The 23,492-nt window shown below is 63.1% G+C and carries 30 protein-coding genes; 16 read left to right on the forward strand and 14 right to left on the reverse strand.

Annotation, left to right across the window (positions count from 1 at the left end; translation table 11 throughout):
* Window positions 1-105, forward strand: a 105-nt coding sequence (locus C7G61_RS33530) for a transposase (RefSeq protein ID WP_145963526.1), incomplete at its 5' end; no start/stop codon positions are given.
* Between the two features lie 124 nt (window positions 106-229).
* Here the strand turns inward: C7G61_RS33530 and C7G61_RS33535 are convergent.
* Both C7G61_RS33535 and C7G61_RS33540 read right to left on the reverse strand, forming a co-directional pair.
* Window positions 230-751, reverse strand: a complete 522-nt coding sequence (locus C7G61_RS33535) for a DUF992 domain-containing protein (RefSeq protein ID WP_108521987.1) — start codon at window positions 749-751, stop codon at window positions 230-232.
* 213 nt (window positions 752-964) lie between these two features.
* Complete coding sequence (locus tag C7G61_RS33540; RefSeq protein ID WP_108521989.1) at window positions 965-2,167, reverse strand: pyridoxal phosphate-dependent aminotransferase; 1,203 nt, start codon at window positions 2,165-2,167, stop codon at window positions 965-967.
* A gap of 694 nt (window positions 2,168-2,861) precedes the next feature.
* On the opposite strand from C7G61_RS33540, the gene C7G61_RS33545 reads away from it, so the two are divergent.
* The 5 genes from C7G61_RS33545 to C7G61_RS33560 all read left to right on the forward strand — a co-directional run bounded on the left by C7G61_RS33545 (window position 2,862) and on the right by C7G61_RS33560 (window position 5,782).
* On the forward strand, window positions 2,862-3,515 hold the full coding sequence (locus C7G61_RS33545) for a glutathione S-transferase family protein (protein WP_108521990.1): 654 nt from the start codon (window positions 2,862-2,864) through the stop codon (window positions 3,513-3,515).
* 206 nt (window positions 3,516-3,721) lie between these two features.
* Window positions 3,722-3,895 carry a hypothetical protein gene (locus C7G61_RS45045; RefSeq protein WP_190242085.1) on the forward strand — a complete coding sequence of 58 codons (174 nt, stop codon included), beginning with the start codon at window positions 3,722-3,724 and terminating at the stop codon, window positions 3,893-3,895.
* 69 nt (window positions 3,896-3,964) lie between these two features.
* A complete protein-coding gene (locus C7G61_RS33550) occupies window positions 3,965-5,125 on the forward strand; it encodes a PQQ-dependent sugar dehydrogenase (RefSeq protein WP_108521991.1) in 1,161 nt (386 codons plus the stop codon).
* Between the two features lie 115 nt (window positions 5,126-5,240).
* Complete coding sequence (locus C7G61_RS33555; protein WP_108522070.1) at window positions 5,241-5,519, forward strand: type II toxin-antitoxin system Phd/YefM family antitoxin; 279 nt, start codon at window positions 5,241-5,243, stop codon at window positions 5,517-5,519.
* Window positions 5,516-5,782: a Txe/YoeB family addiction module toxin gene (locus C7G61_RS33560; protein ID WP_108521992.1), complete on the forward strand. Its 267-nt coding sequence runs from the start codon at window positions 5,516-5,518 to the stop codon at window positions 5,780-5,782. Before C7G61_RS33555 ends, C7G61_RS33560 begins: the two co-directional genes overlap by 4 nt.
* Before the next feature lie 99 nt (window positions 5,783-5,881).
* Here C7G61_RS33560 and C7G61_RS33565 read toward each other — a convergent pair whose 3' ends face one another.
* Window positions 5,882-6,235, reverse strand: coding sequence for a DMT family protein (locus tag C7G61_RS33565; RefSeq protein ID WP_108521993.1), 354 nt, complete (start codon window positions 6,233-6,235; stop codon window positions 5,882-5,884).
* Window positions 6,236-6,458: 223 nt separating this feature from the next.
* Between C7G61_RS33565 and C7G61_RS33570 the strand changes: the two genes are divergently transcribed.
* From C7G61_RS33570 to C7G61_RS33580, 3 genes are all read left to right on the forward strand, one after another.
* A complete protein-coding gene (locus tag C7G61_RS33570; protein WP_108521994.1) occupies window positions 6,459-7,271 on the forward strand; it encodes a PAS-domain containing protein in 813 nt (270 codons plus the stop codon).
* 115 nt (window positions 7,272-7,386) lie between these two features.
* The gene (locus C7G61_RS33575) at window positions 7,387-7,848 is read left to right on the forward strand and encodes a GNAT family N-acetyltransferase (protein WP_108521995.1); all 462 of its coding nucleotides are present in this window, start codon (window positions 7,387-7,389) and stop codon (window positions 7,846-7,848) included.
* Between the two features lie 287 nt (window positions 7,849-8,135).
* Window positions 8,136-9,074, forward strand: coding sequence for an aldo/keto reductase (locus tag C7G61_RS33580; protein ID WP_108521996.1), 939 nt, complete (start codon window positions 8,136-8,138; stop codon window positions 9,072-9,074).
* 110 nt (window positions 9,075-9,184) lie between these two features.
* Here the strand turns inward: C7G61_RS33580 and C7G61_RS33585 are convergent, their stop codons facing one another.
* Entirely contained in the window at window positions 9,185-10,420 is a 1,236-nt protein-coding gene (locus C7G61_RS33585) for a DUF1501 domain-containing protein (RefSeq protein WP_244608584.1), read from the reverse strand.
* 5 nt (window positions 10,421-10,425) lie between these two features.
* Window positions 10,426-11,988, reverse strand: coding sequence for a DUF1800 domain-containing protein (locus C7G61_RS33590; protein WP_108521997.1), 1,563 nt, complete (start codon window positions 11,986-11,988; stop codon window positions 10,426-10,428).
* A 101-nt stretch (window positions 11,989-12,089) separates the two neighbouring features.
* Between C7G61_RS33590 and C7G61_RS33595 the strand changes: the two genes are divergently transcribed.
* On the forward strand, window positions 12,090-12,293 hold the full coding sequence (locus C7G61_RS33595; protein WP_108521998.1) for a cysteine-rich CWC family protein: 204 nt from the start codon (window positions 12,090-12,092) through the stop codon (window positions 12,291-12,293).
* Window positions 12,290-12,982: an HAD family hydrolase gene (locus C7G61_RS33600; protein WP_108521999.1), complete on the forward strand. Its 693-nt coding sequence runs from the start codon at window positions 12,290-12,292 to the stop codon at window positions 12,980-12,982. The genes C7G61_RS33595 and C7G61_RS33600 overlap by 4 nt, the downstream gene beginning before the upstream one ends.
* Here C7G61_RS33600 and C7G61_RS33605 read toward each other — a convergent pair.
* The 4 genes from C7G61_RS33605 to C7G61_RS33615 form a co-directional block, all read right to left on the reverse strand.
* Window positions 12,959-13,606: a VOC family protein gene (locus tag C7G61_RS33605; protein WP_108522072.1), complete on the reverse strand. Its 648-nt coding sequence runs from the start codon at window positions 13,604-13,606 to the stop codon at window positions 12,959-12,961. The genes C7G61_RS33600 and C7G61_RS33605 overlap by 24 nt on opposite strands.
* A gap of 193 nt (window positions 13,607-13,799) precedes the next feature.
* Window positions 13,800-13,976 (reverse strand): hypothetical protein, encoded by a 177-nt coding sequence (locus C7G61_RS45050; RefSeq protein ID WP_190242086.1) that lies wholly within the window; start codon window positions 13,974-13,976, stop codon window positions 13,800-13,802.
* 180 nt (window positions 13,977-14,156) lie between these two features.
* Entirely contained in the window at window positions 14,157-14,849 is a 693-nt protein-coding gene (locus C7G61_RS33610; RefSeq protein WP_108522000.1) for a glutathione S-transferase family protein, read from the reverse strand.
* Window positions 14,850-15,166: 317 nt separating this feature from the next.
* Window positions 15,167-16,711: a peroxidase family protein gene (locus C7G61_RS33615; protein ID WP_108522001.1), complete on the reverse strand. Its 1,545-nt coding sequence runs from the start codon at window positions 16,709-16,711 to the stop codon at window positions 15,167-15,169.
* 466 nt (window positions 16,712-17,177) lie between these two features.
* Between C7G61_RS33615 and C7G61_RS33620 the strand changes: the two genes are divergently transcribed.
* A complete protein-coding gene (locus C7G61_RS33620) occupies window positions 17,178-18,065 on the forward strand; it encodes an SDR family NAD(P)-dependent oxidoreductase (protein WP_108522002.1) in 888 nt (295 codons plus the stop codon).
* Between the two features lie 49 nt (window positions 18,066-18,114).
* On the opposite strand, the gene C7G61_RS33625 is transcribed toward C7G61_RS33620, so the two are convergent.
* From C7G61_RS33625 to C7G61_RS33640, 4 genes are all read right to left on the reverse strand, one after another.
* Window positions 18,115-18,393 (reverse strand): hypothetical protein, encoded by a 279-nt coding sequence (locus C7G61_RS33625; RefSeq protein ID WP_108522003.1) that lies wholly within the window; start codon window positions 18,391-18,393, stop codon window positions 18,115-18,117.
* 227 nt (window positions 18,394-18,620) lie between these two features.
* Window positions 18,621-19,328, reverse strand: coding sequence for a glutathione binding-like protein (locus C7G61_RS33630; RefSeq protein ID WP_108522004.1), 708 nt, complete (start codon window positions 19,326-19,328; stop codon window positions 18,621-18,623).
* 126 nt (window positions 19,329-19,454) lie between these two features.
* Window positions 19,455-19,679 carry a hypothetical protein gene (locus C7G61_RS33635; protein ID WP_108522005.1) on the reverse strand — a complete coding sequence of 75 codons (225 nt, stop codon included), beginning with the start codon at window positions 19,677-19,679 and terminating at the stop codon, window positions 19,455-19,457.
* 29 nt (window positions 19,680-19,708) lie between these two features.
* A complete protein-coding gene (locus tag C7G61_RS33640) occupies window positions 19,709-20,470 on the reverse strand; it encodes a sulfite exporter TauE/SafE family protein (RefSeq protein WP_108522006.1) in 762 nt (253 codons plus the stop codon).
* A 154-nt stretch (window positions 20,471-20,624) separates the two neighbouring features.
* Between C7G61_RS33640 and C7G61_RS33645 the strand changes: the two genes are divergently transcribed.
* Both C7G61_RS33645 and C7G61_RS33650 read left to right on the forward strand, forming a co-directional pair.
* On the forward strand, window positions 20,625-21,530 hold the full coding sequence (locus tag C7G61_RS33645) for a LysR substrate-binding domain-containing protein (RefSeq protein WP_108522007.1): 906 nt from the start codon (window positions 20,625-20,627) through the stop codon (window positions 21,528-21,530).
* Entirely contained in the window at window positions 21,520-22,740 is a 1,221-nt protein-coding gene (locus C7G61_RS33650; RefSeq protein ID WP_108522008.1) for an NAD(P)-binding domain-containing protein, read from the forward strand. Before C7G61_RS33645 ends, C7G61_RS33650 begins: the two co-directional genes overlap by 11 nt.
* A gap of 91 nt (window positions 22,741-22,831) precedes the next feature.
* On the opposite strand, the gene C7G61_RS45055 is transcribed toward C7G61_RS33650, so the two are convergent.
* Window positions 22,832-22,984: a hypothetical protein gene (locus tag C7G61_RS45055; RefSeq protein ID WP_190242087.1), complete on the reverse strand. Its 153-nt coding sequence runs from the start codon at window positions 22,982-22,984 to the stop codon at window positions 22,832-22,834.
* A 23-nt stretch (window positions 22,985-23,007) separates the two neighbouring features.
* Between C7G61_RS45055 and C7G61_RS33655 the strand changes: the two genes are divergently transcribed.
* Complete coding sequence (locus C7G61_RS33655) at window positions 23,008-23,220, forward strand: hypothetical protein (protein WP_108522009.1); 213 nt, start codon at window positions 23,008-23,010, stop codon at window positions 23,218-23,220.
* Window positions 23,221-23,276: 56 nt separating this feature from the next.
* Window positions 23,277-23,432, forward strand: a complete 156-nt coding sequence (locus C7G61_RS33660) for a hypothetical protein (RefSeq protein WP_420836810.1) — start codon at window positions 23,277-23,279, stop codon at window positions 23,430-23,432.
* Window positions 23,433-23,492 lie beyond the last annotated feature (60 nt).

The following is a 23,492-nucleotide window of genomic DNA, read 5'->3' on the forward strand; positions in this document are numbered from 1 at the left end:
AGAGGCTTCCGCCAGTTCCTCCTGCGCAGCATCGACAAGGTCAAAGCCGAATGGGCCATGATCTGCATCGCCCACAACCTCGCAAAACTCGCCGCCGCACGCTGAGGAGAACCTGTCTCCCCAAAAAGCTTCAGAACCCGCCTCGCTTAATCCTAAGTCCATTATAGGGACAGGCTCCTAGACGCAAAAAAGGCCCGCTTGCGCGGGCCCTTTCCTTAACGTGTCATCCTCAGCTGCGGTGACGATGGCGGCGATGGGTGTGCCGGCGCGGAGCGTAGCCGTTGAACGGCTGCAACTCGAGGCCGGCGATGCCGGCAGCGACATTCAGCCCGGTCTGTCCCTGCACGCTGATCGGCTGCAGCGCGTAGGCATTGGCGGGACCGCCAACCAGAAAATTGCCGCCGCCGCCGACGCCGATCGATGCATTGGCGCCGACGCCGCCATAGCTGCCGGCGAGTTCGCCGCGTCCGAGCCGGCTGTTCGGCGCGCTGACCGCCCAGGACAACTGCGTCTGCTCGGTGACGCCGAGATCGAGACCGATGCGCTGCACCTTGGCGATGTAAGGTTCAGGACGGCGGCCTTCGCTGCGGAACACGCATTCCAGGCTCGTCACCGAGCCGACCACGAAGCCGACATTCTGGCCGCCCTGGCATTGCAGGATGCCGGCGCGAACTACCGGCGGCGCCGCGTCAGCGCTTGCGATCGGCGCGAGCAGCGAAAGCGTGGCGAGTGTCAATGTCAGGAATCGCATGTGTCCCAGTCTCCGCATGTTGATGAACAAATTCAGCGGAGCGGACAGGATGGAAGCGCCGTGTCGAAAACATGGCGCTTCCTCAAGAAGTCGTCAAAACATCATCACGACCTGTTGTGATTTGACACGCCTTTCTTCTGACGCGTTTTCTTGACGCGAACCGGTAAGCCTTCCCGCATCAAGCGCAGGACAGGCTTCGCTTGAAAACGCCTCTTATCTCAAATTGCCGCAGAAGCGCTGGATGCGCTTGCAGGCGTCTTCGAGATCACTGGTTTTGGTCGCGTAGGAAATCCGGAACGCCGGTCCGAGCCCGAACGCCGAACCCTGCACGACGGCGACGCCCTCGCTCTCCAAAAGCTCGGTGACGAAGTCCTCGTCATTGGCGATCACCTTGCCGGACGGCGAGGTCTTGCCGATGGTGCCGGCGCAGGACGGATAGACGTAGAACGCGCCCTCGGGCCGCGGGCATTCGATGCCCTTGGCCTGGTTGAGCATCGACACCACGAGATCGCGGCGCTCCTTGAACACCTTGTTGTGCACCGGGATGAAGTCCTGCGGACCGTTCAACGCTTCCACCGAAGCCCACTGCGCGATCGACGACGGGTTCGAGGTCGACTGCGACTGGATCGTCGACATCGCCTTGATCAGGTCGGCGGGGCCGCCGGCATAGCCGATGCGCCAGCCGGTCATGCAATAGGCTTTCGACACGCCGTTCACCGTCAGCGTGCGCTCGTACAGTTTCGGTTCGACCTGCGCGGGCGTTGCGAACTGGAAGTCGTCATAGACGAGGTGCTCGTACATGTCGTCGGTCATCACCCAGACATGCGGGTGCTTCATCAGCACATCGGTGATCGCCTTCAGCTCAGCACGCGTATAGGCGGCGCCGGTCGGGTTCGACGGCGAGCACAGGATGATCCACTTGGTCTTCGGCGTGATCGCCTTTTCGAGATCCTCGGGCCGCAGCTTGAAGCCGCTCGACGCCGGGCACACCACCGGCACCGTCTCGCCGCCGGCGAGCGCCACCATCTCGGGATAGCTGACCCAGTACGGCGCCGGGATGATCACCTCGTCGCCGGGATTGAGCGTCGCCATCAGCGCGTTGTAGAGCACCTGCTTGCCGCCGGTGCCAACGATGATCTGGTTCGGCTTGTACGTCAGGCCGTTCTCGCGCTGGAATTTTGCGATGATGGCTTCCTTCAGCTCGGGAATGCCGCCGACATCGGTGTACTTGGTCTTGCCGGCCTCGATGGCGCGGATCGCCGCCAGCTTGATGTTGGCGGGCGTATCGAAATCCGGCTCGCCGGCGCCAAGACCGATGACGTTGCGGCCCGCCGCTTTCAGCGCGCGCGCTTTATCCGTGACCGCAATCGTCGCGGACGGCTTCACACGGGCGAGCGAGGCGGACAGGAAGGGCATCATCATCTCCTGGCAAACGTCGTGAGCTGAAGAAATTCACGACTCTTTTTGATGGGAACGCTGCACCCTAAGGCGCGGCGCGCTGCATCGCAAGAAGCTTGGCCGGATAGGGGTCAAACTTTGGAGAGCGTCGAACAGGCTCGGTACGATCGGAGCAATATCGGCGTAATATTCGCAAAGTTCCGCGGCGAATTGACTCATATCTGACAAGGGGCCCGGCAAGGCTCGAACGTCCGGCACGGATCGCGATGCCGAGAGCGGTTGACGGCCCGAGGCTGTCCTACACGGCCACTACCCTGCATGCCCGCAGCCGAAGGCCGCCCGGCATCCCGGTTCTCCACCACGCGCTGGCGAATGGCGCGGCGCACGCCTGTTCGCAACCCATGTCGACTCAACGCCAAGGTGTCTCGCACGCGATTCGGTTTCCCCTTCGCTCATGCCGGAAGGGGGCGCGGGCAGCTTGATCGCGAAGGCTTGAATCGGTTTGCGCCTCCGCTCTCGTCCACGTGATCCCAGCGCCGTGGCATGCCATGCTGCGCGCGTGCAGTGCAGTAGAGCTTTTCGACTTTTTCCATTCCGCGGGCCTTGCGACGCATTCGTATCGGCATCATTGTTTAGCCGCGTTGCGGCGCAAGAGCTTTCCGCAGTGCGCCTACCGCGTGCGCGATTCGAGCCTTAAGTGAACCCAACGACGATGTACAAACTCTATTCGATGCAGCGCTCCGGCAACAGCTACAAGGTCCGCCTTGCGCTGGCGCTGCTCAACGCGCCGTATCAGGCGATCGAAGTCGACATTCTCCGCGGCGAAAGCCGCACACCGGATTTTCTGGAGAAGAATCCCAGCGGACAGGTGCCGCTGCTGGAAGTCGCCGACGGACGCTATCTCGCCGAGTCCAACGCCATCCTCTGGTATGTCTGCGGCGGCACTTCGCTGGCTCCGGAGTCACGGGTCGAGCGCGCCGAAGCGCTGCAATGGATGTTCTTCGAGCAGCACGCGCTCGAGCCCAATATCGGCGCTGCCTATTTCTGGCTGTCGCTGGTCAAAGGCGGCCGCGACCTGCAGACGCATGCGCTTGAGGACTGGATGGAGCGCGGCTATGCCGCGCTTCAGGTGATGGAAAACCATCTCAAGACCCGCGCCTATTTCGCCGCGGGGCAGCTGACGGTCGCCGATATCGCGCTGTACGGTTACACCCATGTCGCCGACCGCTGCGACTATGACCTGGCGACCTTCCCCGCCATCCGCGCCTGGCTGCGGCGGGTCGAGCAGACCCCCGGCTTCGTCACCATGGACTGGCAGCCGGAGGCCGAGGTCGACGACCAGGCCGACATCGCCGCCGGCGCATAACCGCCGCCGCGCCTGCCGCCGGCCTCCTCACTTTCACGCGAGCATGCCGCCAAAGGTTAACAATAGCGGGCATAACGTTAACCTTTGCCGCATTCCCGCCATTTTCAGCCTCCGGTCGCCGCAATGTTGCCGGTGATCATTGCAAGATTTTCCTGACGTCGCGTGAGTCGCGGGTGATTCGTCCCGCGTTACAAGGATTTAGGCCAATGATACGGTCACCCGGCGCGGTCGGCTTCGAGAGCAGCCGAGCGCCTGTCGCTTCTTCCCGGTTACTTGGTGCCATCGCCACATCGCTCGCGATCGGCACGCTTTCGCTTTGCGTCATGGTCACCCTGACGGTGCTGTCAATCAAAGCCACCGTGGCGATGCCCTTTCCGTAATGGTTGCGGCTTTTCTGTTTGCATCATTAGCGAACGCGCGATGACCGTCATCGCGATTGGACGGACAGGATGAAGACACCTGTCGGCCTTGTGACCGCCGCCTTGGCGGTCGCGATCCTGCTTGCCGTCTCGTTCCTGATCGCCACCAGCACCCGCGGCCAGGAACAGGCATTTGGTTCGTCGGCGGGCGAACTCGAAGTCCGGACCATCGCCAGAGGCCTCGCTAATCCCTGGGCGCTGGCGTTCCTGCCCGACGGCAAGATGCTGGTGACCGAGCGTCCGGGCCGCATGCGCATCGTTACGAGCGAAGGACAGATCTCGCCGCCGCTGAAGGGCGTTCCCGAGGTCTGGGCGTCCGGCCAGGGCGGCCTGCTCGATGTCGTCGTCGACAAAGCCTTTGCGCAGAACAAAACCATCTATTTCTGCTTTGCCGAACGAACCGAAGGTGGCGGGCGAACCACGGTCGCTCGCGCACAACTCAACGACGGCAGCGGCCGCCTCGATGACGTCAAGATCATCTTCCGCCAGCAAGGGCCGCTGTCGTCAGGCAATCACTACGGTTGCCGCATCGCGCAGGCCGAGGACGGTAATCTGTTCGTGGCGATGGGCGATCATTTCACTCACCGCGACCAGGCGCAGAATCTCGGCAACCATCTCGGCAAACTGATCCGGATCGCGCCGGACGGTTCGGTGCCATCTGGCAACCCGTTCGCTGGCCGCGCCGGCGCCAAACCGGAGATCTGGAGCTATGGTCATCGCAACGCCCAATCGCTCGCGATCCATCCCACCTCCGGCGAGCTCTGGGAAATCGAGCACGGCCCGCGCGGCGGAGACGAGGTCAACCTGATCGGCAAGGGCAAGAATTACGGCTGGCCGGTGATCGGCTACGGCATCGATTATTCCGGCGCCAAGATCCACGACGCTACGGCCAAGGACGGCATGGAGCAGCCGCTCAAATACTGGGTGCCGTCGATCGCGCCGTCGGGCATGGCCTTCTATACCGGAAAGCTGTTTCCGAAATGGAACGGCAGCCTGTTTACCGGCGCGCTGCGCGGCGCGATGCTGGTGCGGCTGACGCTGAACGGCAACGTGGTGACGTCGGAGGAACGCCTGCTGCAAAACCTGCATGAGCGCATCAGGGACGTTCGCCAGGGGCCGGACGGCGCGCTGTGGCTGCTGACGGATAGTTCGAACGGACGGGTATTGCGGGTGGCGCCGGTTGCGAAGTGAAGTTGCGTATTTGGTGGGAACGGCGGGGAACTAAACCTCTTGTTGACACGCGCACTATATGTACATATATCTGTACATATCGCCGTACAGCACAAAGGTAACAAAGGTAGAAGAGATGGCGCACGTTTCTTACACTGAACTGCGCAACAACCTCGCGTCCTACATGGACGAGGTTTGCGATGATCGCGCCCCCCTGTTCGTCACCCGCCAGAATGCCCGCACCGTCGTTCTCATGGCCGAGGATGAGTATGAGAGTCTCATGGAGACCGTCCACCTCCTGAAGAGTCCCGCCAATGCAGTACGTCTTCTACGTTCCATCAAGGAAGCGGACGAGGGCAAACTAACCGAACGCGAGTTGATCGAGCCAACAAAGGCAGGTTCGGCCAAGGCATGAAAACCGCTTGGACGGAAGATGCCTGGCAAGACTATCTGCAATGGCAAAAGGAGGATGAAAAGATCCTCGAAGTCATAAACGGTTTAATCAAAGATATTAAGCGCGATCCGTTCAAGGGGCTTGGGAAACCAGAGCCCCTTAAACATGCGCTCCAGGGATGGTGGTCGCGCCGCATTTCAGGCGAACATCGCTTGGTGTATCGCGTTTCTGGAAAGGGTGACGCTCAGCAACTCGACATTGCTCAGTGCCGCTATCATTACTAGCGGGCCATTTTTCCAGCCTTCTTTCTCTTCGCTACTTTCTCAGCCTTCAGTGGCTCATGCGATTGAGCGGCGTTCCCCGAACACGCCGTTGCCATCAACTCACGCCCATTTGTGGAAAATCAGAAACGCACCCGCGGCGATGAAGAGAAAACCGAGCGCGTGATTCCACCCCAGCGGCTCCTTCAGGTAGAGCACCGAGAAGCAGGCGAACACCACCAGCGTGATCACCTCCTGCATGGTCTTGAGCTGCGCCGCCGAATACACCGCGCTGCCCCAACGGTTGGCCGGCACCGCCAGCCAGTACTCGACGAAGGCGATACCCCAGCTCACCAGCACGACCAGCGCCAGCGGGCTCTCCTTGAATTTCAGATGGCCATACCAGGCAAAGGTCATGAAGACGTTGGAAGCGAACAGCATCAGGATCGGCAGCAGCGTCGGGGAAACAGTGGGCATCGATGTCCTCTTGTAAATATCGTTGCAAATATCGCGCAAATATCGTGCGGCTCAATCGTCGGGCGCGGTACGGCGTTCCGTAACTCGATATCATTTGATTTCAAAAATACGAAAGCCCGCCGCATTGGCGCAACGCTCTCTTAAGACTGGCGGCAGAAAGGCGTGCACAATCGCAACAATCAGGCATGCTTGCGTCTTATTCCCGGCAAGTGACGAGAACGGCATGCAGTTAAACTGGCGCGCAATCTCCGGTCCGGCTCTTACGACAGCGACGGCCCTGGCAGCCTTCCTCGTCGATCGGCATTTCGTTCCTGTCCCCAATCCCGCGCCGCTGTTCGTCTGCATCGTAGCCCTTGCCGCTTCCGTCAGCGGCATCGTCTCCGGCATGGCCAGCGCCGTCATTGCGGTAGCGGCTTCCGCGCTGCTCTTCCTCAACCACCGCACAGCGCCCGGGTACGACATGTCGGACCTGGCGCGCATGCTGCTGCTGGCGGTGACCGCCGGCGGCACCGCGCTCATCACCGGCTTGCTGCGGCAGAAATGGGTCGATGCGTTCGCGTGGGAGAAGAAGCATCATGCCACCGCCGAACGACTGTCGGCCGCGCTCGATCAGGTCGACATCGGCATCGTGCTGCTCGATGCCGATACCCGCGCCGAGTTCATCAACCGCGCCTTCCGCGATTACTTCAAGCTGTCCGACGAGCAGGCCGACAGCAAGCCGCCCTTCATCGCGCTGATGTATCACGGCCGCGACACCGGCGCCTGGCAAATGCCGGAGGACGAATTGAACGCCTTCATCGCCAAGCGCACCGAAATGATCCGGGTCGGCGATTCCACGCCCATCAACATCGATCTCGCCGACGGACAGGTGCTGCGCTTCATTTGCACGGCGCTGCCCGATGGCGGACGCATGCTGAGCTATACGCCGGTCACCGACCTCGTCCGCCACAGTGACGATCCCGGCAGCGCCGACTACTATCGCGCCCTGCGCGGCAGCTATCGCAGCCTTGCCCACCACCTCGGCGCCGCGGAATAGCGGCGGCACACAGCGCACGCTGCGACATTGATCTCCTCCTGCCCTGTCTGTAGTAATGAACGGGCATCCTCCTGCGCGGCCTCGACGCGCCACCCCGCTACAGACGGAATCCCGCATGTCCGGCGACCTCACCATCCGCTTCGTCACCCGTCAGGACCACGCGCAATGGCTTCCGCTATGGGACGGTTACAACGCTTTCTACGGCCGCTCGGGTCCGACCGCGCTTGCGCCGGAGATCACGGCGATGACGTGGGCGCGCTTCTTCGACGCCTACGAGCCGGTGCATGCGCTGGTCGCCGAGAGCGGCGGCGAGCTGCTTGGGCTGACGCATTATCTGTTTCACCGCTCTACGACCATGATCGAGCCGAATTGTTATCTGCAGGATCTGTTCACGCGCGCGGCAGCGCGCGGCAAGGGCGTCGGCCGCGCCCTGATCAACGGCGTGTACGAACAGGCGAAGCTCGCGGGATCCTCCCGCGTCTATTGGCAGACGCACGAGACCAACCACACCGCGATGCAGCTTTACGACAAGGTGGCGGAGCGCTCCGGCTTCGTCGTCTACCGCAAGCTGTTCTGACACGGTTTTGTGAAGACGGTCCCGTCAGGCCACCTGTGGATAAGTCCTGATGTCACCGCCGCGTAACAAAGCGCGGATAGGTTGCGCCTGCGTCTGATCAGGCCCCCCGTCTCAGATCACGCGCCCCAAGCGGCCCCCGTCAGTCGCCGCGTCTGACCGGGGCCGCATCTTTTTGTGCCGCATGGCTGCCAAGCGTGGCGGCCGATATTACAGCTGCTTGCGGGTCGAAGCCGTGCGGGCCACAATGCCGGCCCCCTCTCCCCGCGTGCTTCCCACAGGATCGATCCATGCAAATTCGCAACCTCGGCGGCTCCGGCCTGCGCGTTTCCGCCGTCGGGCTCGGCTGCAACAATTTCGGCCAGCGCACTGACCTCGAGACCTCGCGTAAGGTCATCCACAAGGCGATCGACCTCGGCATCACGCTGTTCGACACCGCCGACATCTATGCCGGCATGGGCGGCTCCGAGACCGTGCTCGGCACCGTGCTCGGCGACCGCCGCAAGGACATCGTGCTGGCGACGAAATATTCCAAGCCGATGGCAACCGACGGCACCAGGCAGGGCGCCTCGCGTCGCTACATCATGTCCGCGGTCGAGGCCAGCCTGACGCGGCTGAACACCGACTACATCGATCTCTACCAGCAGCACGATTACGATTCGCTAACGCCGATGGAAGAGACGTTGCGCGCGCTCGACGATCTCGTCCGCCAGGGCAAGGTCCGCTACATCGGCAATTCCAATTTTCCGGCCTGGCGCATCGCGGAAGCGGAAATGCTGGCACGGCAGATGAATGTCAGCCGCTTCGTTTCCTGCCAGGACGAATACAGCCTCGTGGTGCGCGGCATCGAAAAGGATCTGCTGCCCGCGGCAACGGAATACAAGCTCGGCCTGCTGCCGTTCTTCCCGCTGGCCAGCGGCCTCCTCACCGGCAAGTACAAGCGCGGCGCCGCCGCGCCCGACGACACCCGCTTCGCCAAGGCGCCGGCGCTGAAGGACCGCTACGTCACGTCGCGCAATGAAGACATCGTCGAAAAGCTGCAGGCGTTCGCGTTAGCCCGCGGCCACACCATGCTCGAACTCGCGTTCTCCTGGCTCGCCTCCCGCCCGCAAGTCTCAAGCGTCATCGCCGGCGCGACGCGTGTCGAACAGGTCGAGCAGAACGTGAAAGCGATCGGCTGGGATTTGAGCGCGGAGGAGATGGCGGAGGTGGATGGGATCACGAAGTAGCGGCGTCGTTCCGGGGCGTCCGAAGGACGAACCCGGAACCTCGAGATTCCCCGATGTGCAATTGCACATCTGAGGTTCGCATCTTCGATGCGCCCCGGAATGACGGTGTATCACCCCACCAATCCCTGCATCGGCTTCACTGCGGCGCTGTCAGGAAACACGCTCTCCGCCAGCACCTTCTCCGCCAGCCCGAACTGATCCTTCAGCACGCCTTTCATCACCGCGCGCAGATCGGTGGTCGGAGCAAGATCGCGGGCCTGATAGAGATTGGCGGGCTTCAGCCCCGGCCAGTCCGCGATCACGCGGCCGCCTTTCACCGCGCCGCCGGCGACGAGCGCGATGGTGCCGGTGCCGTGGTCAGTGCCCTGGGTGCCGTTGATGCGCGCGGTGCGGCCGAATTCGGTGGCGACCACGATCACGGTGTCGCGCCAGCGTGGCTCCAGTCCGGTTTCGAATTCCGCCAAGGCGCCGTCGAGGCCACCGAGCAATTGCGCCAGCCGCCCGACCGGCCCGCCTTCGTTGGCATGGGTATCCCAGCCGTCGAAGGCGAGCGCGCCGATCCGCGGGCCGTCGTCGGCGGCCATCAGCTTGGCGGCGCCGCGCGCCACCAGCCGCATCGCAGCCACGCCATTGGTGCCGGGCTTCGGCTTCATGTCGTCGCCTTGCGCGGCCTTGTCGAGCGCCAGCCCCTGCTTCAACGCGCTCGCCAGCGCGGGATCGCGGTGTTGATAAAGTTCGACGAGCCGCATCGCGGTATCCTCCGCCGCCTGCGGCAGCGCGACCGGCGCCCAGCCGACGGTTGGCGCCGCGCCGCGCAGCACCAGCGGCGTGGTCGGGCCGACCGCAAGTCCGCTCGTCACCCGCTCGCCTTTCGGCAGGCCTTCCAGCGCGCGGTTGAGCCAGCCGGATTGCACCCGGCCCGGACCCGCAAAACCGCTTTCGAGCACGTCCTGCCCGTCGAAATGCGAACGATCGCGGTACGACGTCGCCACTGCATGGATCACGGCAGCCTTCTTCTCGCGATACATCCGCGCAAATTCCGGCATCGCCGGATGCAGCGAAAAGAAATTGTCGAGCCCTACAGCCGCGTTCGGACCGCTCGACGACAATGCGATCGAACCATGCAGGCCGGCATAGTCAGGATCGCCAATCGGCGCGACGGTGGCGAGCCCATCGAGCGCGCCGCGCAGGATGACGACCACCAACCGCGGATCGCGGCCGTCGGCGGCGCGCGCGAATTTCGGCAAATAGGCCCATGCCGCAAAGGAGGCGCCGCCGAGCAATAGCGCGCGCCGCGACGTCACCGGCGATCGCATGTCATCGCAGCAACCCGTTGTCGTTTCCATGGCTGTCATCTCCTCTGGAATTCCGGCGACATCAACAGCAGCGCCAGCGCCTGCTGCCGCGATTCTGCGCGCTCGATGGTTTTCCGCGTCTCTGATGACGCCGCGTCCGCGGCAACGAGTTCGAGCAGGTCGCGCGGATCGACGCCGTCGGCGAGCCGGGAGGCGATCTGCGCTGAGATATCGAGCCGCAGCTTGATGCCTTCCGGCGCTGCCCAGGCCGCGTTCGTATCAGGGAAGCCGTTCGGCCCCGCGGGCGACCACAGCGGCTGGCCCAACGCGTTGAGGCCGCCGAGATAGCGGCCGGGATCGTTCGGTATCTGCGCGAGCAATCTTCCGGCCGCGACCAGGAATTCGTAAGGCGAGCGCATCTTGGAGAGCGGCGCCTTCCAGGCATCATCGGAATCCACCAGCGCCGTCGCCAGCGCCTTGAGATCGCCGTCGGTTCGCGTGAAGACGTCGGCGAGCCGCGCCACCAAAGCCGGCGGCGGATCGTCGGCCACGAAGTGACGCGCGAATTTGGTCGCGATGAATTTCGCAGTCGACGGATGGCGCGCAATGTCCGCCAGCACCGCCTCGCCCTGCCTGACGTCGGGGGCGTCGTAGATTTTTCCCATCACCCGCTGCGCGCCGGGCTGATGCGCGTTAGCATTGAACACGAAGCTGCCGGGCGCACCCAATTGCCCCAGCCTTCCCGCATAGGTCCAGCCCGTGATGATGTTCGCGAGCGACGTGACGTCCGCTTGCGAATAACCGCCGCCGACGCCGAGCGTATGCAGTTCCAGGATTTCGCGGGCAAGGTTTTCGTTCAGTCCGCGGTTGCGGTTTTTCCCGGCGCGCGAATCCGGGCCCAGCGATTGCTGGTTGTCGAGAAAGAACAGCATCGCCGGATGCTGCTCGACCGCCTTCAGCATGTCGCCGAAACGCCCGAGCACGTGCGGCCGGATCGCCTCGCGCTCGAACGAGCCGGCCCACATCCGCGCCGGCCCGCCCTTGTTGGCGGAGATGCAGAAATGATTGGACCAGAACACCACCAGCCGCTCGGTAAATCCGCAATCGGCCATGACGGCCCGCTGCAGCCGCGCCAGCGCTTCGGCGCGAAAGGTTTTCTGGATGATGTTGAGCGGTGCCGGTGGCGGCTTTGGCGCATTCGGACGCATCGCTTCAGCAGGCGCCATGGCCGCGTTGGGGTTTTCCGGCGGGTTTGGCGGCGGCTCCTTTGACGGTTCTTTGGGCGCCATATCCATGGCGATGCTGTTGAGCGAAAGGTTTCTGCGCTGCGCTTTCGCATCCGGCGGCGGTTGACCTTCGGTGGCAGGCGCGGCCTGCTTGGCGGCGGCGTCGCGCGCCTGCTGGATCTCGAACTGATAGTCGAACACGGCCTTGCCGAGCGCCGGCGTCGACTGCAATCCCGGCACTTCGAGCAGTACGCCATTGGGACGGGCGAGTTCTGCCTTGACGAAGCCGCGCGGATCGGAGGCGGCATTGAGAAAATCGCCGGATGCCCCGCCGCGCGCGCCCAGTCCGAAGCGATTGAGCGCAACAAGGGCTGCTTGCGAATCGCGGGCCATCGGATTTCCCTTGGAATTTCCCGGGCGTATAGTAGCTGTCGAGTATAACGCGCTTCGGCATGAACCCGGGATTAATTCCGCGTCAGGATGTTGCCCCGTTGATGACAAATCGCTTGGAAAATCAGCCCACGCGCCGCCTCGCCTGCGCCCGATGCGGAACCGAATTCAATTGCAGCCTGTCCGGCCCCTGCTGGTGCAGCGACGAGGCGTTCCGCCTGCCGATGCCCACGGATGGCGACGATTGTCTCTGCCCTGACTGCCTGCGCAAGCTGGCGGAACAGCGCGCGGACGCGAGTGCGACGTGACCGGAAAATGGAATGTCAGCGCCGTCCTGCTCGACATGGACGGCACGCTGCTCGACACCGAGAAAGTCTATTTCAACAGCCTGGTCGCGGCGCTCAGTGCGAGCGGCTACGCCGATGACGCCATCGCGCTCTGCCACGCCATGGTCGGCCTTCCCGGACCAGCCTGCGAGGCCATGCTGCTCGATCGCTACGGCAACAACTTTCCGCTCGCCGAGATCAACCGCGCCTTCCTCGCCAATCGCGACAAGTTCATGGAGGCCGGCCTGCCGCTCAAGCCAGGCACGCTGGAACTACTCGACGGGTTCGCCGCCGCCAATTGCCCGATGGCGATCGTGACCTCGTCGTCGCGCCGCTCCGCCGAGCGCAATCTTTCGCTTGCCGGAATCCGCTCGCGCTTCAACACCATCCTGACGCTGGACGATGTCGCGCACGGCAAGCCGAGCCCGGACCTCTATCTCCTAGCCGCTTCGCGCCTCGGCCTCGCGCCACAGGTCTGCGTCGCGGTGGAAGATTCCAATCACGGCGTGACCGCCTCCCACGCCGCCGGCGCGATCACGATCATGGTGCCGGACATGGCACCGCCGACCGACGAGGCGCGCGCGAAATGCGCGGCCGTACTCCCCGACCTGAATGCGGTGCTGCAGACGTTGCGGGAGCGGTCGTCGTTACTCCACCGGCCCGGCAAATAGCAGCAGATTGCCGTCCGGATCCTTCACGATGAAATTGCGCGCGCCCCAGGGCTCCCGCCTCAGCGTCTGGAAGAAGGTGACGCCCGCCGACTGATACGCAAGGAAGAGTTTTTTGATCTCTTCCGCGGTCGCGACCGTGAGCGAAGCGGCGAGCAACTCTTCGCGGTCGCGCAGTTCGGGATCTATCAGCGGTTTGGCGACGCAGCGCAAGTTGATCCGTGCCGCATCGCGCGCGACCTGGGCGTAAAATGGCGGCTCGCCATAGGTGAAGACCACGGTGAAGCCGAGCTTGCCCGTAAAGAAATCGCAGGACGCCTTGATATCGGCGACGAAGAGCTGCGGCTCGGCGGCGGTGACGACGGCTGCGGTGGAAGTGGTGTCTGCATGATCCGACATGGTCGAAAATCCTGTCTTGAGCGCCTGCCAGCTCTCGAAACCATGCTGCCGTGCGACCAGTTCCTGCGCATCGCTGAGGCGAAAATGGTGCGCGAGGATGTCAGGATCGATCATCTGGCTGAAGCGGGGCAAGCCCGACCTGATCTGGGCGGCGACCGGATAGTAGCGGTCACGATGCCAGCGCAGGATGAGCTTGGCCTGTTTGCGAAGGTTTTCGATATTCGGCATGGGCGCGGCTACGGTTGACGTCGCGTAGGTGGGCATTGCCCCTTCGGCCGAAAGCCGATGCGCCCTACATGCAGCGGGGGTCAGGATGCCGGGCCGTCTCGCGGCTGTCAATCGGTGCCCGCGCTAACGCCGCCGCAATTATCGCGGCCGCTGACGCCAGGCAGAAATCACGCTGCAGGTTCCGTTTGGTGGACTAGGCGGCGTTTTTGGTCGCAAGCACCGTCCGCAGGTCGTCCACCAGTTCGCGGTAATGAAAGGCGAGGCGCAGGTACAGCTCGCGCTTCGCCCCATCCGTCGTCAGCTTGCCAATCAAATCGCATTCGGCAGCAAGAGTTTCAAACCGCTCCAATTTGGCTTCAAGGTCGGTCATGACACGCCTCCCCCTAACGGCTAGCAAGGAGATAAGACTACGCCTTCATTTTACGTCACAGCTAACATCGTTATCGGATAGAACTAATTTACAGCCTTGGCGATTGGCCGGACAGTCGCGCAATCATTGCCTGCTGATTTGCGCCAGCGACAGCGATCACGTCTATCGCTGCTGCTGCCGCTACCCGTGATATCCCGGCGACTTCCGCGCCAGCCCATCAAACGCATCGAACAGCCGCTCGCGCCAGGCATAGACCGGATCGTCCTCCATCAGCAGCTTGAACGGGCTGACCACCCGCGCCCACTGGAACGCGCCGAACACGATGTAGTCTGCATAGTTCGCCTTCGCGCCGCCGATATAGGCTTGCGTCCTTAGCGTCAGCCGCAACGGGTCGAGCGATTTGCGGAAACCTTCGACCGCCTTGTCGCGGCTGGCCATGATCTCTTCCAGCGGCTTGCCGAAGCGCGCCTCGCGGCTTTTGCGGAAATAGGCCGCGTCCTCCGGGTTCAGGTTGAGCGGGATGTCGGCGATGATGAGCGGAAACATGCCGCCGATCACCCCGTCGCCCCACCAGTTCAGCATCCGCGCCATGGCGCGGCCGCCCTCGCCGCCGAACAGTGACGGCCGGTCCGGATAGGTGTCTTCGAGATAGTTGGCGATGGTCCAGGAATCGACGACCGCGCTATCGCCGTCGAGCAGCACCGGCACTTTTTCCGAACCATGCGGCGCGATCGCGCCTTTCTCGGTGAAGCGCCACGGGATGGTTTCCGCCGACAGCCCCTTATGCGCCAACGCCATCCGCGTCCGCCAGCAGAACGGGCTGAAGGGACGGGATGCGTCGGTGCCGACGAGTTCGAAAAGTTTGAGCGACATTGGCGACCTCTTGGAAGACGGTCGCCAGATTAGCCTTCATGGCCGCCAGTGCAAGTGACGACCTGCTCGCCGCATGAATCGCACACTCCCCACTCGCGTCATGCCCGGGCAGAAGCGCGAAGCGCGTCTTCGCGCTAGATGTCCCGGGCATCCACGTCTTTCTTTTCCGTCATGTCCAAAGACGTGGATGGCCGGGCATAGGCGAGCGGAAGCGACGCCGTCCTTCAGACGGCTATGCCCGGCCATGACGATGGAAGCAGGGATTTGAAACATGCGACTGCGCAGCTTTAGGCCGCGCAATCGCAGACCCGCAACACCTAGACCGTCGAGATGCCGTCGATCGGGCTGATGTCGCCGACAAACCTCAGCAGATCGGCCATGGTGAAATCGCCAGGCGTCTGGGAGGGCAGTGTCGGCTTCCAGTTCTTGCCCTTCAGCCACAGATACGACTGATGATCGCCGTGCACGAGGCCGACGAACACTTCCGCCACGATCGTAGCCCCGACCGGTCCGAGCTTTTCGCCGCCGCCGCGCTGCTCCGCTTCCTTGAGGATGTAGTACCAGAGCGGTGTGTGCTCATGCAGGCCGTGCTTCTTGGCCACCGCGCCGTCCGTTCCCTTCGCAATCTCGGCCGGGGTAAGCGGATTCTTGATCCTCATCGCCCTGGCGACATCCTGTCCCGACGGCAATCCCAGCATGACACCGCGCTTCAGGTTGCGGAATGGCAGGCTACCGCCGCCGCCCGGCAGATCGTGCAGTTGGGGTATCAGGAACGGATCGACCTTGCGCGAGGGATTGAGCCGCACATTGGGGGGATTGGCCGCCAGCACTTCGTGATAGCGGCGCCAGTCGATGATCCAGTTGCTCGAAAGTACCGGAATCGGTAGCGGCGGCTGCACCGGATCAGGCGCGAGATCGCCGATGATTCCGCCCGACAGGCCGGTGAATCTGAACAGCAGATCGAGCGTGGCCGGAATGCCGCCGCCCGGCGTGAAGATGCGGTTGTGGCTGTAGACTTCGCGCACCATGCTGTGGCCGAAGCGGTACGCCGCCGCGGAGAACTCGACCGGCATGTAGGGCGTCTTCTTGAAGCGGTAGAAGCGGCGCCCCTGATCGAGGATCTTGGCGACGATTCCTTTCTCGGTGATGCGCTCCACGAAATCGTGCAGCACCATCCATTGATAATGCCAGGTCACCAGCTGGCGCGCCTGCGCGAATATCTCGCCGGCCGGCACCCCGGACGCCGCGAGATGGTCGCAGACCTTGTTGTGAAACTTCAGCATTGCCAGGTGGGTCTGCGCAACGACGAGATTTTCGTCATTGCGATGATCGCCGATCAGCGCGAAGCCTTCCGGATTGCGCGGCAAGTCGTTGCGCGGCGTAATGGTTACGGCGTCAACGCTGATGGTCTTGCCGACCAGCAGTTTCGGACCGGGCGTCTTGCCGTCGGCATCGCCGGGATTGCGCGCGTAGAGCTGCCGGCTGCCGTCGGGACCGAGGCCGTAGACACTGTCGAGATCGAGCGCCGGCGTACGGAAATTCTCGACTGCGGTGGGATCGGCTTCCTTGTCGCCGAGCGAGGTAAGATCGAGCGTGATGTCGTGATCGACGAACTGGCCGAGATAGGTGAACCCGGCAGGGATTTTGGTGTTGTTACCGGCGGCATCGCCCGGATTGGCGTCCTTCATCGCGTCGGCAAGCTCTTTCAGCGGAGCGTCGTCGACGGCGAGCGGTTCGAGATTCGGGAACATTCGCCCGAACATTCCGGGATCGTCGTGCCCGGAAAGCGAATCCAGAAATTGTCGGGTCGGTTGGCGGCCAGCTTTGCCATGGCCGGGCTGGACATTCACTTGTGTTGCCATCACTTCCTCCAATCAAAAATGTTGGGAGAAGAGGGGTACCGGTGTGTCGCGGTGTCAGATCAATAAAGGTTCAGGTAAATTAGCTCGATACCCCTCGAGAGGGTTCAATCAGCAAAACCCACTTCCAGATTGTGGCCAATCGGAGCGTGGTGCCAGCGGTTTATTTTTCGATTTGTGTGACCAGCTTCACTGACTAGGGCGTTTCGTCATTCAGCGGATTCGCAGGCCTGGCTCGAGTTGCTCCATGATGCGGCCGACGCGAGCTAACACGCCCGATGGCTACCTTCTCGGCTCATATCGCATCGCCACGCAAGCGTACCACAGATCAAGGACGGTTACGGGAAGGACCTGAACGACTGACGCCTCACCTCATGCCCATGGTAATCTGGCTTTGCTAAAGCGCCCCAGCATTTGATGTCGCGGTCGCACGGAGGGGCGTTGAATCTCGTCGGAAGAGGATAGCGAGATGACTGAGCGAATTTCGTTGGAGGGGAAGGTCGCGGTTGTGACTGGCGCAGGCCGCGGGCTCGGGCGGGCATACGTCGAGCTTCTCGCCGAACGCGGTGCCCGGACCGTGGTGAACGACCTGGGGACCGACGTATCGGGGTTCGGGAAAGACTCCACGATAGCGGAACAGGTGGCCGACCTCATTCGGTCACGTGGAGGCGAGGCAGTCGCGAATGACAGCGATATTTCCACCCCTGAAGGTGGCAGTGACCTGATCGCGGCGACCATCGAACATTTCGGGCGGATAGACCTTCTCGTGAACAACGCTGGTATCTGCGGAAGCCAGCTATTCGAGGACGCCACCCTTGACGATTTCGATCACTATTGGCGCGTGCACCTCGGCGGGCCGGTTAACACGGTGAAGGCTGCTTGGCCGTATATGGTCGCACAGCGCTATGGGAAGATTATCCTTACGACGTCAGTCAGCGGTCTGTTCGGACTACGTGGCCAAGCCACCTATGCGGCGGCCAAATGCGCAGTAGTCGGATTGATGCGCATTCTTGCAATTGAAGGTGCTGAACATGGGATACTCGTGAACACCATTTCGCCAGTCGGGTACACGAGGATGCACCCGGCCGCGGGATCCCGCCTGTCTGAAGCAGATGGAAGAGCCAGCATGCCGGTTGAGGCTGTTGCGCCCGCGATCGTCTGGCTGGCAAGCGATAGTTGTTCGGAGACGAACCGCATCTACAACGTGGGAGCTGGAGCAATCCAACGTATCGCTATCGTCATTGGACCTGGCTTCTACGATGCACATCTGACACCCGAGAGCATCGCCGAGAACTACGCCAAGGTCGAATCGATCGAGGGCTTCTCCGAACCGGGTCCGTTCGAGCCGAGTTCGTAGCGCCGCCGCACGGTCTCGGCCGACGCCTCCCGCCGTCGACCCATCGACATCACGCTCCAGGTGCGATGTCGAACTCTTTGCACAGCTCGGCATCGGTGTAGAAGCACACGCCGCCATCGAGATCGCGCACCAGCCATTCACCGAGATACACGATCTGCGTCCCGCTTTGCCTTTCATGCCGAAGCTCGAGGTGCCCGTCCTCGCTTCGCTGCAGCGAGCAACTGGATTGGACCCAGCTCGGCCAGTCGTGCAGCGGCTGTCCGGTGAACTGCCAGGCGATCAACGCCACGTTGGTTGGACGTGGCTTCAACTTCAGTGTGGTGTTCACAATCGTCTCCGAAAGAGTGAGTCCTGCGGTCTGATAACGCCGTGGCCCGGCAAAAGTTGAGCGTTCAGGCTGCAATTCTCGCCGCGATTCGCCGATATTGCCTATGCGTCTTTGGGATAGATATCCGGGATTGAACGGACGAATCCTTCAATCCCATTGTGGCGGGGCGATGGATACGCGGGGCCTGGCCCGCGCATCGCGGGTGAATTTGCCGTAAGGGGACGCGGCTACCGCACCACCGCCGCGGTCTGGCCGAACAGGATCCTGCGTTCCTCCTCGGTGCGGTTGACGGGCTGGCCGAAATTCGGATTGACCTCTTTGGCTTTGGCGTAAGCGCACTCGGTCGCGGGCCGGGCGCGGATGGTTTCCAGCCAGCGTTTCAGATGCGGGAAGTCGTCGATGTTCTGGTCCTGGTTCTTGTAGGGCACGACCCAGGGATAGCTCGCCATGTCGGCGATCGAATAGTCGCCGGCGATGAACTCGCGATCGGCGAGGCGCTTGTTGAGCACGCCGTAGAGCCGGTTGGTCTCGTTGACGTAGCGGTCGATCGCGTATTTGATTTTCTCTACCGCGTAATTTCTGAAGTGATGGTTCTGCCCGGCCATCGGACCAAGCCCGCCCATCTGCCAGAACGTCCACTGGATCGCGTCATAGCGGCCGTAGAGATCGGCGGGAAGGAATTTTCCGGTCTTCTCGGCGAGATACAGCAGCATCGCACCGGACTCGAAGATCGAGATCGGCTTGCCCCCGCCCTTCGGCTCATGATCGACCATCGCGGGAATCCGGTTGTTGGGCGCAATGGCCAGAAACTCCGGCTTGAACTGCTCGCCCTTGCCGATGTTGATCGGAAAGATCTTGTAAGGCAGCCTGGCCTCTTCGAGGAACATCGTGATCTTGTGGCCGTTCGGCGTGGTCCAGTAGTAAAGGTCGATCATGGGGCGATCCTGCTATGCGCTAGGTTGTTGTTTTCGCAAGAAAGATGCGACTGCATGAATTTGGGCGGATCGCTGGCGCAAGTCAATTGGCGCCGGCCCCGCGCGCGCGAATGTGATGGGCGCTTCTCATGCGCCGCGGCCGTGCGCGCGCAGGAATTTGGCGCCGCTTTCGGTGATCGCAATCTTCGCGCCCGGCTGGCGCGTGACATAGCCGCGATCGACGGCGTCCTCCCAGATGGTCAGGCGCGGGCATGAGGTGCGCCACGTCTCGATCACCTCGGAATAAAGCCGCGGCTCGCGGCCGATCCATTCGACGAGGTCGAGCACCAGTGCGTCGGTGGCCTCGGTCATCAGCGCCTCCGCATCAGAAGTGGTTCAACTCAAAACGCCATCGCGTTCGTTCGTGTGAACAACAGCCAGCCGCCGTAAAGGATGTAGTAGCCCGCGACCGTCGTGATCAGCCGGTTCGCCCAGGTGCGGAATTGCACGTCGCTCATCGCCTCCAGGATGCGCCGCGCCAGCGTGGTGCCGAGCATCGAGGCGGCGATGGCGACCGCCGCCAGCACTGGATCGAGCGTCGCTGCCTGGTCGACGATGCCGCCGAAATAAATCAGCTTTGTGAGATGGCTCGCGACCTGGCAGGTAGCCTTGGTGGCGACCACTTCGCGGCGGCCGAAATTGCCGCCGAGAAAGAAGGTGTCCATCAGGGGACCGGAGACGCCGGTCATCAGCATCAGGCCCATGCAGATGAAGCCGTAGAACGAGCCCTGCCAGATGCTGTCGGGATTGGGCTTGATGTTCTTCGGCATCAGCCGCGCCATGAACGGCGTCACGCCGAGCAGCAGCAGCGCGATCGGCTTGTCCGGCACGTAGCGGGCGATCGACCACACCCCGAGCGCCAGCGCGCAGCCGATCAGATAGACGAACACCGGCCGCCAGCGGATATGCGCCCGCCACAGAAAGGCGCGCCAGCCGTTCGACGCCATCTGCGTGATCGCATGCAGCACCATCGCGGTGGGCAGCGGCATCAGCATCAACAGCACGCCGATCAGGATCATCCCGCCGGCCATGCCGAACAGGCCCGACAGGAACGCTGTCGCGACCATCAACGCACCGAGGGCTGCGATCATGAGGGGCGTCAAGAGAAGTCTCCTGTATCAGCGCGGCCCAGACCGAGGTCCCGGCGCGGAATAGTCTCCCTCGCACCGATTCAACCACAGCTATTCTTCTGCCTCGCTTGTGACGCGTGCGCAAACTGAGTTATCTTGCCCTGGCATCAGTTTTCCTGAGGGTTATGTGCGGCGGCTGCTCTTTCTCAACGGTATCAAGGCGTTCGAGGCTGCGGCCAGGACCGGCAGCTTTGCCGCCGCCGGCACTGAGCTCAACGTATCCGCCGCCGCGGTCAGCCGGATGGTGCATCTGCTGGAAGAACGGCTGGGGGTGGCGCTGTTCGAACGCAAGGCCAACCGCCTCGCCACCACGGCGGCGGGCCGCGCCTATCAGAGCGGGCTGACGCCGATCTTCGATGCGCTGGCGAGCCTGACCGCGCAGGTCACCGTCCCCTCCAGCGTGCGCGTGCTGACCATCGGGGTCGGTCCCACCTTTGCGATGAAATGGCTGATCCCGCGGCTGGCGGATTTCCGCAAGCAGGAGCCGGATATCGACGTCCGCATCACCACCGGCGGCGCCGCGGTGCCGTTCGGCGAGGACTGGAGCTGCGGCATCAAGCTCGGCGACGGCGAATGGCCCGGCCTGATCGCCGAGCCATTATTTGCCGCAGACCTGCTGCCGGTGTGCGCGCCGCGCCTTGCCATTCAGCTCAAACGCCCCGGCGACCTGAAGGGGCCGACGCTGCTGCGGGTGGCACATTCGCCCGACGATTGGCCGTCATGGCTCGAGGCCGCCGGCACGGCCCGCCTCACCGCCCGCGGGCCGGAGTTCGAATTTTACGGCCAGGCGCTGCAGGCCGCCGTCGACGGCCTCGGCATCGCCATGGGCATTCGCCCCTATATCGACGACGACCTTGCCGCCGGCCGGCTGGTCGCGCCATTCGCGTTAAGCGTGCCGAAAGGCATGCGCTGGTATCTGGTGTATCGCGGTTTCAGCACCGCCCAGCGCGATTTCGCTGCGTTCCGGCGCTGGATTGTCCGCGCCGCGGCGGAGCCCGCCACACGCCGCAGGGGCCACAGACATGCCGGATGAAAAGATCGAGACGCTGGTGATCGGCGGCGGCCAGGCTGGCCTCGTGATGAGCCACCGGCTGAAAGAGCGCGGGCTTTCGCACCTCGTGCTCGAACGCCACCGGATCGCCGAACGCTGGCGCAGCGAACGCTGGGACGGGCTGAAATTCCAGTTTCCCAACTGGTCGGTGCGGTTGCCGGACTTTCCGTTTCCGCACAGCGATCCGGATGGCTTTGCAAACACGGACGACATCATCGAATACATCGAGGCCTATGCAAAATTCGTCAGCCCCCCGATCCGCTGCGGCGTCGCGGTAACGCGGCTGTCGCGGCGTGACGGTGCGGCTTTCATCGCCGAAACCACCGGCGGCACGATCGCGGCGGATAATGTCGTGATCGCCACCGGTCCCTATCAGCGCAACCTCGTCCCGGACATGCTGCACGATCATCCCGTGTTCCAGGTCCATGCCGCCGACTACAGGAATCCCGGACAGCTTCCGCCGGGCGCGGTGCTGGTGGCCGGCGCCGGCGCGTCGGGCGCACAGATCGCCGAGGAATTGCTGCAGGCCGGCCGCCGCGTCTACCTCTCGATCGGACGGCACCGCCGCCTGCCGCGCCGCTACCGCGGCCGCGACCTGATCTGGTGGCTCGCCGAGATGCGCCTCGATCAGGTCTCGCCGGAGGAGCGTGGGCCCGCGCGCCTGGGCCCTGTCATTTCCGGCGCCTATGGCGGCCGCACCATCGATTTCCGCAACTTCGCCGCCGACGGCATGATCCTGGTGGGACGCATCGAGGCGGCGCATCGCGGCGTGATCGAGATTGCACCCGGCCTTGCCGAAAGCATGACCAATGGCGATCTTGTCTACACCACCTTCCTCGACACGGTGGACGCGTATGTGAAACGGCGCCGCATGGAGTTGCCCGAAGACCCCGACGCTCGCGCGACGTTCGCCGACCCGCCTTGCGTCACCGCGCCGCTCACGCATCTCGACCTCGCCGCCGAAGGCATCTCCGCGGTGATCTGGGCCACCGGCTACGGCGTCGATTTCGGCTGGATCGATCTCCCCGTGCTGGACGCGCGCGGCGAAGCGGTCCATCGCTACGGCATCACGGCGATGCCGGGCCTGTATTTCCTCGGCCTGCAATGGCTGTCGAAAATGAACTCCTCGTTCCTGTCGGGCGTCGGCGACGACGCCGTGGTGCTCGCCGATCATATTTTGGCGCGGCGCTGATTTCCGCGGTGGTCGTGATGTCTGGTCGCATCACAAGCAAATCGTCATACCCCGCGCAGGCGGGGTATCCAGTACGCCGCGGCCTCTCGATTTAATCACTGCTGTCTCTGGAATACTGGATCGCCCGCCCCAGTGCGCAATTGCGCACAAGGCGGGCGATGACGGTTCCCTTGCCGGCAAAAATCACCGGACATGTGAACCCGTTCACATTTGCCTTTGCCGGACCATGCTGTTCTGCCGCCATGGGACAAATCCGGGGGACACGCCATGATCTATGGTGGCTTTGAAATTCAGTCGTTCGAAGCAGGGAGAGGGCTATGGCACGCCAGGATTCAACGGGCCGACCAGGAGCCGGTGGTGATCGATGGAATGGCGTTTCCGACCCTCGAAGTCGGTTTCGCGTGGTCGGATCCGGAAGCGGCGATTGCGGACGCGAAGGCCCATATCGACCGTTTCAAGCCGCGGTTCGCGAATCCCTAAGCACCGCCGGCGGAATCTCCCTACCCCTTCCCGAACAGACCCTGCAGGCGACGCCGGTGCTCTCGAACTGCCCGGATTGCAGCGCCTCGCTCGCCGTGCTGAGCATCATCCCCGGCCGCGCCGGCGCCGAATACTGGACGATGCGATGCACCCGCTGCAGCGGGATTCATCTGGATATCGTCAAAACCCCGACCGCCCCGCTGACGGCGTAAGGCGCGGCGGTTCCAAATCGGCTTGCTGACATCTGCTGACATGACGACGTGCAGCATCGC

The organism is Bradyrhizobium algeriense (genome assembly GCF_003062295.1).
GTDB classification, from domain to species: domain Bacteria; phylum Pseudomonadota; class Alphaproteobacteria; order Rhizobiales; family Xanthobacteraceae; genus Bradyrhizobium; species Bradyrhizobium algeriense.

Bases quoted from the DNA above. Each gene is read 5' to 3' on its own strand.
- C7G61_RS33540 (WP_108521989.1), bottom strand. From the start codon at position 2,167: ATGCCCTTCCTGTCCGCCTCGCTCGCCCGTGTGAAGCCGTCCGCGACG.
- C7G61_RS33590 (WP_108521997.1), bottom strand. From the start codon at position 11,988: ATGGCCCGCGATTCGCAAGCAGCCCTTGTTGCGCTCAATCGCTTCGGA.
- C7G61_RS33650 (WP_108522008.1), top strand. From the start codon at position 21,520: ATGCCGGATGAAAAGATCGAGACGCTGGTGATCGGCGGCGGCCAGGCT.
- C7G61_RS33555 (WP_108522070.1), top strand. From the start codon at position 5,241: ATGGCGCACGTTTCTTACACTGAACTGCGCAACAACCTCGCGTCCTAC.
- C7G61_RS45050 (WP_190242086.1), bottom strand. From the start codon at position 13,976: ATGACCGACCTTGAAGCCAAATTGGAGCGGTTTGAAACTCTTGCTGCC.
- C7G61_RS33585 (WP_244608584.1), bottom strand. From the start codon at position 10,420: ATGGAAACGACAACGGGTTGCTGCGATGACATGCGATCGCCGGTGACG.
- C7G61_RS33630 (WP_108522004.1), bottom strand. From the start codon at position 19,328: ATGATCGACCTTTACTACTGGACCACGCCGAACGGCCACAAGATCACG.
- C7G61_RS33545 (WP_108521990.1), top strand. From the start codon at position 2,862: ATGTACAAACTCTATTCGATGCAGCGCTCCGGCAACAGCTACAAGGTC.
- C7G61_RS33595 (WP_108521998.1), top strand. From the start codon at position 12,090: ATGACAAATCGCTTGGAAAATCAGCCCACGCGCCGCCTCGCCTGCGCC.
- C7G61_RS45045 (WP_190242085.1), top strand. From the start codon at position 3,722: ATGATACGGTCACCCGGCGCGGTCGGCTTCGAGAGCAGCCGAGCGCCT.
- C7G61_RS33580 (WP_108521996.1), top strand. From the start codon at position 8,136: ATGCAAATTCGCAACCTCGGCGGCTCCGGCCTGCGCGTTTCCGCCGTC.
- C7G61_RS33655 (WP_108522009.1), top strand. From the start codon at position 23,008: ATGATCTATGGTGGCTTTGAAATTCAGTCGTTCGAAGCAGGGAGAGGG.
- C7G61_RS33565 (WP_108521993.1), bottom strand. From the start codon at position 6,235: ATGCCCACTGTTTCCCCGACGCTGCTGCCGATCCTGATGCTGTTCGCT.
- C7G61_RS33635 (WP_108522005.1), bottom strand. From the start codon at position 19,679: ATGACCGAGGCCACCGACGCACTGGTGCTCGACCTCGTCGAATGGATC.
- C7G61_RS33550 (WP_108521991.1), top strand. From the start codon at position 3,965: ATGAAGACACCTGTCGGCCTTGTGACCGCCGCCTTGGCGGTCGCGATC.
- C7G61_RS33610 (WP_108522000.1), bottom strand. From the start codon at position 14,849: ATGTCGCTCAAACTTTTCGAACTCGTCGGCACCGACGCATCCCGTCCC.
- C7G61_RS33535 (WP_108521987.1), bottom strand. From the start codon at position 751: ATGCGATTCCTGACATTGACACTCGCCACGCTTTCGCTGCTCGCGCCG.
- C7G61_RS33605 (WP_108522072.1), bottom strand. From the start codon at position 13,606: ATGCCGAATATCGAAAACCTTCGCAAACAGGCCAAGCTCATCCTGCGC.
- C7G61_RS33575 (WP_108521995.1), top strand. From the start codon at position 7,387: ATGTCCGGCGACCTCACCATCCGCTTCGTCACCCGTCAGGACCACGCG.
- C7G61_RS33620 (WP_108522002.1), top strand. From the start codon at position 17,178: ATGACTGAGCGAATTTCGTTGGAGGGGAAGGTCGCGGTTGTGACTGGC.
- C7G61_RS33615 (WP_108522001.1), bottom strand. From the start codon at position 16,711: ATGGCAACACAAGTGAATGTCCAGCCCGGCCATGGCAAAGCTGGCCGC.
- C7G61_RS45055 (WP_190242087.1), bottom strand. From the start codon at position 22,984: ATGGCGGCAGAACAGCATGGTCCGGCAAAGGCAAATGTGAACGGGTTC.
- C7G61_RS33560 (WP_108521992.1), top strand. From the start codon at position 5,516: ATGAAAACCGCTTGGACGGAAGATGCCTGGCAAGACTATCTGCAATGG.
- C7G61_RS33570 (WP_108521994.1), top strand. From the start codon at position 6,459: ATGCAGTTAAACTGGCGCGCAATCTCCGGTCCGGCTCTTACGACAGCG.